7 protein-coding genes are annotated in these 5933 nt (G+C 70.3%); all 7 read left to right on the top strand.

Annotated elements, in window-relative coordinates; translation table 11 throughout:
* Positions 1–912: 912 nt before the first annotated feature.
* On the top strand, positions 913–1107 hold the full coding sequence (locus tag ACWEKM_RS45470; protein ID WP_451627184.1) for an integrase: 195 nt from the start codon (positions 913–915) through the stop codon (positions 1105–1107).
* 80 nt (positions 1108–1187) lie between these two features.
* Positions 1188–1952 carry a HipA family kinase gene (locus ACWEKM_RS45465; protein WP_451627183.1) on the top strand — a complete coding sequence of 255 codons (765 nt, stop codon included), beginning with the start codon at positions 1188–1190 and terminating at the stop codon, positions 1950–1952.
* Positions 1949–2365, top strand: coding sequence for a DUF3037 domain-containing protein (locus ACWEKM_RS45460; protein ID WP_451627182.1), 417 nt, complete (start codon positions 1949–1951; stop codon positions 2363–2365). Before ACWEKM_RS45465 ends, ACWEKM_RS45460 begins: the two co-directional genes overlap by 4 nt.
* Positions 2366–2529: 164 nt before the next feature.
* Positions 2530–3291: a 3-oxoacyl-ACP reductase FabG gene (gene fabG, locus ACWEKM_RS45455; protein ID WP_451627181.1), complete on the top strand. Its 762-nt coding sequence runs from the start codon at positions 2530–2532 to the stop codon at positions 3289–3291.
* A 30-nt stretch (positions 3292–3321) separates the two neighbouring features.
* The gene (locus ACWEKM_RS45450; RefSeq protein WP_451627180.1) at positions 3322–4083 is read left to right on the top strand and encodes an SDR family oxidoreductase; all 762 of its coding nucleotides are present in this window, start codon (positions 3322–3324) and stop codon (positions 4081–4083) included.
* A gap of 309 nt (positions 4084–4392) precedes the next feature.
* Positions 4393–5076, top strand: coding sequence for a uracil-DNA glycosylase (locus ACWEKM_RS45445; RefSeq protein WP_451627179.1), 684 nt, complete (start codon positions 4393–4395; stop codon positions 5074–5076).
* A gap of 146 nt (positions 5077–5222) precedes the next feature.
* Positions 5223–5741: a hypothetical protein gene (locus ACWEKM_RS45440; protein ID WP_451627178.1), complete on the top strand. Its 519-nt coding sequence runs from the start codon at positions 5223–5225 to the stop codon at positions 5739–5741.
* The last annotated feature ends 192 nt before the right edge of the window (positions 5742–5933 follow it).

Genomic DNA, 5933 nt, shown 5'->3' with positions numbered 1-5933 from the left:
TACGTCACGCTCAGCCCCAGTCGGATCGGCGACATCGCCCGGGCCGCCCTCGTCCTCAACGGAATCTGGAAGTGATCACCGTTGAGAAAACCTCAATGGCTGTCATTCCTTGTGCATCTCAGCCCGCGATGCTGTGGGCGTGTGTGCGTCGACCTTTTAGCACGAGAACGCCGGTTGGCCAAACAGGCGATTCTGCGGGCCATTGACTGGTTCGGCCCGCTGTGTGATGCGGCGCGCCACCGTCTCCTCGGTCGACTACCGGCGTGGGATCTTGTCCGAGCTGTCCAGGATCCTGGAGGCGGGCCATTGACGACAGACGGCTCGTCAGAAATCCCATGCATGCGAAGTCCGTGAGGTGGCCCAAGGCGCCGGGGGAGCGCCGTGAGGCGTGGCCGCTGGAGACGGCGCTCGAAGTCCGCGACGTGATCGGCTTTCGGAACCGGATCGCCGTTGCGCTCGGCCTGGGGTGCGGCTTCGCCAGGGCGAGGTGTTCGGGCTGAGTCCGGCGGACATCGACTACGCCGGGGGTGTGCTCCATATCCGCCGCCACGTGCATGCGGTCAACGGGAAGCTGTACTTCGCCCTGCCGAAAGGGGCGAAGACCCGTAGCGTCGATGTGCCCTCGATGGTGGCCGAGGACTTGAATCGGCATGTCGAAGGGTTCCCGCCGGTCGAAGTCGAGCTTCCCCTGGGAGAAGCCGGGAACGGACAGATGGACGAAGAAGTACCCTCTTCGGCTCACCACGCGGTATGGCAATGCCACTGCGGTGAACACGTGGAACACCTATACCCGGAAGCCCGCGTTGGCCAAGGCTGGTGTCATTCCCCCCGTCACAGGGAGCAAAGGAGTGGCAGCGGGCGGCCGCACCGAGGGACGGCTTCCATGTGCTGCGGCACACCTGTGCCTCGATCATGCTGGAGGCGGGAGAGTCCGTCGTCACGTTGGCACGGTGGCTCGGGCGCTCGTCACCGAGCATCACGCTCGATTACTACGCTCACTTCATGCCCGAGGCCGGCAGGAGGGGGCGCACTGCCATCGACGGGCTGCTCGGGAAGCGGGGAGATCGGGATGCGGGCGGAAACTCCCCAGATTCTCCCCAGGGCTGATCGTGACCGGTTTCCTGGGGGGCAGGCGTTCGAGGGCTGTTCGCCGATTGGAAGGTCAAGATGCCGTGTAACCTGGGGAAATGCTGTCTGAGGTGACCGCAACCCGCTACATCACGCCGCTGCGTGAGGGCGGTTCGCTGCCGGGGCTCGTCGAGGGTGACGACCTCCATACATACGTCATGAAGTTCACCGGGGCGGGACAGGGTCGCAAGACCCTGGTGGCCGAGGTCGTCTGCGGGGAACTGGCGCGCCGGCTGGGCCTTCGGGTGCCCCCGCTCGTGACGATCGCGCTCGACCCGGTGCTGGGGCTCGGCGAGCCCGATCGGGAGGTGCAGGAACTCCTCAGATCCAGCGGCGGCACCAACCTCGGGATGGGCTTCCTCTCCGGTGCGCTCGGCTTCGACCCACTGGCCTTCGTGGTGGACCCCGAGGAGGCCGGCCGGATCGTCTGGTTCGACGCGCTGGTGAACAACGTCGACCGCTCCTGGCGCAACCCCAACCTGCTGATGCACCGCGGCGACCTGTGGCTCATCGACCACGGCGCCACCCTGATCTGGCACCACAACTGGCCGGGCGCCGAGTCCTCCGCCGCCCGCCCGTACGATGCCTCGGACCATGCCCTGGCCCGGTTCGCGCCGGACGTCGAGGCGGCCGCCGCCGAGTTGGCCCCCCTGGTCACCGCGGACCTGCTCGCCGAGGTGACCGCCGAGATCCCCGACACCTGGCTCGCCGACGAGCCCGGCTTCGACCGGCCGGACGACCTCCGGCGCGCCTACGCACGGCCACTCCTCGCCCGGGCCGCCGTCATCCACCAGCGCATCACCGGCATCGAGGGGGCCACGTGACCGAGCGGCACATCATCAGGCCGGGCCAGGGCGGCGGCCGTGACATCTTCGAGTACGCCGTGCTGCGGGTCGTGCCCCGCGTCGAGCGCGGTGAGTGCATCAACGCGGGCGTCGTCGTGTACTGCCGGGCCCGGGCCTATGTGGGTGCCCGCATCCACCTGGACGAGGCCAGGCTGCTGGCACTCGACCCGGCCGCGGACACGGACGGCGTACGGGCGGCGCTCCGTGCGATCGAAGGGGTGTGTGCCGGCGGCGAGGCGGCCGGGCAGGCGGCCGGGGACGACGCCGGGCGGCGCTTCCGCTGGCTGATCGCGCCCCGCTCGACGGTCGTGCAGCCCGGTCCCGTGCACACCGGGCTCACCACGGATCCGGCGGCCGAGGCGGAGCGATTGCTGGACCTCCTGGTGAGGTAATGGATCACATGCGCCGGGTGTGCCGTTGACACCGGGTGCCAGGGCTTCTAGCGTCACGTCCACCAAGGGTACTAAGCGGTCGCTCATCGTCGGGGCGGGCGAACCGTGGGAGCCGCCGACCGGCTCTGCCGACCAGGATGTCTCTAGGGCGAGGAGAACCAGCAATGTCCACCACTGAGCAGCGGGTCGCCGTGGTCACCGGAGGTGCGCGCGGCATCGGCGCCGCCACCGCCGTACGGCTGGCCGCCGAGGGCCGCGCGGTCGCGGTGATCGACCTCGACGAGGCCGCCTGCAAGGACACCGTGGAGAAGATCACCGCCGCCGGCGGCAGGGCCGTCGCGGTCGGTGCCGACGTCTCGGACGAGGCGCAGGTCGAGGCCGCCGTCGCGCGTGTCGCCGAGGAACTCGGCGCCCCGACGATCCTCGTCAACAACGCCGGAGTGCTCCGCGACAACCTGCTGTTCAAGATGACGGCGGCCGACTGGGACACCGTCATGAACGTGCATCTGCGCGGCTCGTTCCTGATGACCAGGGCCGTCCAGAGGCACATGGTGGCCGCGGGCTGGGGCCGGATCGTCAACCTCTCCTCGTCCTCGGCGCTGGGCAACCGCGGCCAGGTCAACTACTCGGCCGCCAAGGCCGGCCTGCAGGGCTTCACCAAGACCCTCGCCATCGAACTCGGCAGGTTCGGCGTCACCACCAACGCCGTCGCCCCCGGCTTCATCGCCACCGAGATGACCAAGGCCACCGCCGAGCGCGTCAAGATGGGCTTCGAGGAGTTCAAGGCGGCCGCCGCCGCCGAGATCCCGGTGCAGCGGGTCGGCGAACCCGAGGACATCGCCAACGCCATCGCCTTCTTCACCGGCGAGGCGGCCGGCTTCGTCTCCGGCCAGGTGCTGTACGTGGCCGGCGGACCGCTCGACTAGGGACCATGAGGAACGCTGAGGAACACGGACATGACTGAACTCCCGGAGCCGTCCGGCAAGGTCGCCCTCGTCACGGGCGCCAGCCGGGGCATCGGCTACGGCGTCGCCGAGGCGCTGGTCGCGCGCGGCGACCGTGTCTGCATCACCGGCCGGGGCGAGGACGCCCTCAAGGAGGCCGTCGAGAGGCTCGGTTCCGACCGGGTCGTCGCCGTCGCGGGCAAGGCCCACGACCTGGCCCACCAGGCCGAGGCCGTGGAGCGCACCATGGATGCCTTCGGCCGCGTCGACTTCCTGGTCAACAACGCCGGCACCAACCCGGTGTTCGGACCGATGGCCGACCTCGACCTCGACGTCGCGCGCAAGGTGTTCGAGACCAACGTGATCTCGGCGCTCGGCCTCGCCCAGAAGACCTGGTACGCCTGGCAGCAGGACAACGGTGGAGCGATCGTCAACATCGCCTCGGTGGCCGGTCTCGCGCCCTCCCCGTTCATAGGGGCCTACGGCGTCAGCAAGGCCGCGATGATCAACCTCACCCAGCAGCTGGCGCACGAGTTCGCGCCCCGAGTGCGGGTCAACGCCATCGCCCCGGCCGTCGTCAAGACCGGGTTCGCCAAGGCCCTGTACGAGGGCCGGGAGGCGGAGGTCGCCGCCGCCTACCCGCTCGGCCGGCTCGGCGTGCCCTCCGACATCGGGGGAGCGGTGGCGTTCCTCACCTCCGAGCAGTCCGACTGGATCACCGGGCAGACCCTCGTCGTGGACGGCGGCATCTTCCTCAATGCGGGCGTCGGCTGACCGCCGCACAGGTGCTGATCGGGCACACGAGGGCGTCGCTTCCTTGCCGGGAACGGCGCTCTCGCCCACGCGGCGCCCTCGCCCACGCGCGGCGGGCCCGCGGCGCGATGCCGACGTCGTCGTGAACGAGCCGATCAGAGCCCTGTCTGCTGCCGCCGTGACCTGTCGACGGTCATGATGATGTGGGAGCCGCACCGCAGGACCGGCTGGTGCAGGACCGGCTGGTCACGGCGGTCGCGGCACCGATTGTCAGTGGGCGCCTGTAGGTTCGGAGACCTGCAAGTGACCGCACACCATAAGGACGTTGACGTGACCGACATCGCCATGCTGCCCGAGTCCTGGCGCGGGGTTCTGGGCGACGAACTGCAGCAGACCTACTTCAAGGAGCTGACCGAGTTCGTCGAGGAGGAGCGGGCGAAGGGTCCCGTCTACCCGCCGCGCGAGGAGGTCTTCGCCGCGCTGGAGGCGACGCCGTACGAGAAGGTCAAGGTGCTCGTCCTCGGCCAGGACCCGTACCACGGCGAGGGCCAGGGCCACGGCCTGTGCTTCTCGGTCCGCCCCGGCGTGAAGACCCCGCCCTCCCTGCGGAACATCTACAAGGAGATGAAGGAGGAGCTGGGCACGCCGATCCCGGACAACGGCTATCTGATGCCATGGGCCGAGCAGGGCGTCCTGCTGCTCAACGCGGTCCTCACGGTGCGCGCCGGTGAGGCGAACTCGCACAAGGGCAAGGGCTGGGAGAAGTTCACCGACGCGGTGATCCGCGCGGTGGCCGAGCGGCCCGACCCGGCCGTCTTCGTCCTGTGGGGCAACTACGCGCAGAAGAAGCTCCCGCTGATCGACGAGACCCGCCATGTGGTGGTCAAGGGCGCGCACCCCTCGCCGCTGTCCGCGAAGAAGTTCTTCGGCTCCCGGCCGTTCACGCAGATCGACGAGGCGATCGCCCGGCAGGGGCACCAGCCGGTCGACTGGACGATCCCGAACCTCGGCTGACCGCGCGCCGAGGCACGCCGGTGCCGTACGGGGGCGCCTGACCGGGATCGCCGGTGCCCCCGGTTAGCGTCGGGGGTGGGACGACGGGGAGCGCGGCATCCGGCGGGCGGTTCCGGTGCGTGCGGCCACGAGACTCAGGAGGCGCCGTGGTGGAGCGACAGGAGCAGGCCGCGCCGGACGGCGTGCTGACCCGGATCGGACAGGTCGTGATGCTGCACCACGGCGGGGACCGCGAGGAGGCCCGGCGCCGCCTGCTCGTCCTGTGGACGGAGATCGGGCAGGACGGGGACCCGCTGCACCGTTGCACGCTGGCGCACTACCTGGCCGACACGCAGGACGATCCCTCGGACGAACTGGCCTGGGACCTGCGGGCGTTGTCGGCGGCACAGGAGGCGGCCCACGACCGGCCGGACGGCGACCCGGGCGCGGTCCGCGGCTTCTACCCGTCGCTGCACCTCAACCTCGCCACCGACTATGTGAAGCTGGGCCGCACCGAGGCGGCCCGCAGCCATCTGCGCAGGGCTCGCGGCGCGGCCGTGTCACTCGCCGACGACAGCTACGGCGACGGGATGCGGGCGGCGATCAGCCGACTGGCCCTACGGCTCGGGGACCCGGCCCCACCCGACGACGAGCCATGGGGTCCGTCGCCCCGGTACTCCTCCTAGGCAGCGACCGCCGGGATCAACGGCCGACGGCGGCTGCCGGGGTCAACGGCCGTACGTCTGGTCGCAGATGCGGGACTCCGGGGCGTCCGGGCGCCAGCCGCCGTACTGTCTTCCCAGGGCGCACACGCCCGGGGGCGGGGGTGCCGGCCGGGACCTCTCGGGGGCGTCGGCGTGCGGCCCCGCGGCCGGTTC

Source organism: Streptomyces sp. NPDC004752, assembly GCF_053601275.1.
Note: the sequence above shows the minus strand (reverse complement) of the source record. Positions and strands in the feature narration are given on the sequence as shown.

What these genes read in the sequence shown, in the direction of transcription:
- ACWEKM_RS45470 (WP_451627184.1), top strand. Translation starts at nt 913, where the DNA reads ATGCTGGAGGCGGGAGAGTCCGTCGTCACGTTGGCACGGTGGCTCGGG.
- ACWEKM_RS45465 (WP_451627183.1), top strand. Translation starts at nt 1,188, where the DNA reads ATGCTGTCTGAGGTGACCGCAACCCGCTACATCACGCCGCTGCGTGAG.
- fabG (WP_451627181.1), top strand. Translation starts at nt 2,530, where the DNA reads ATGTCCACCACTGAGCAGCGGGTCGCCGTGGTCACCGGAGGTGCGCGC.
- ACWEKM_RS45450 (WP_451627180.1), top strand. Translation starts at nt 3,322, where the DNA reads ATGACTGAACTCCCGGAGCCGTCCGGCAAGGTCGCCCTCGTCACGGGC.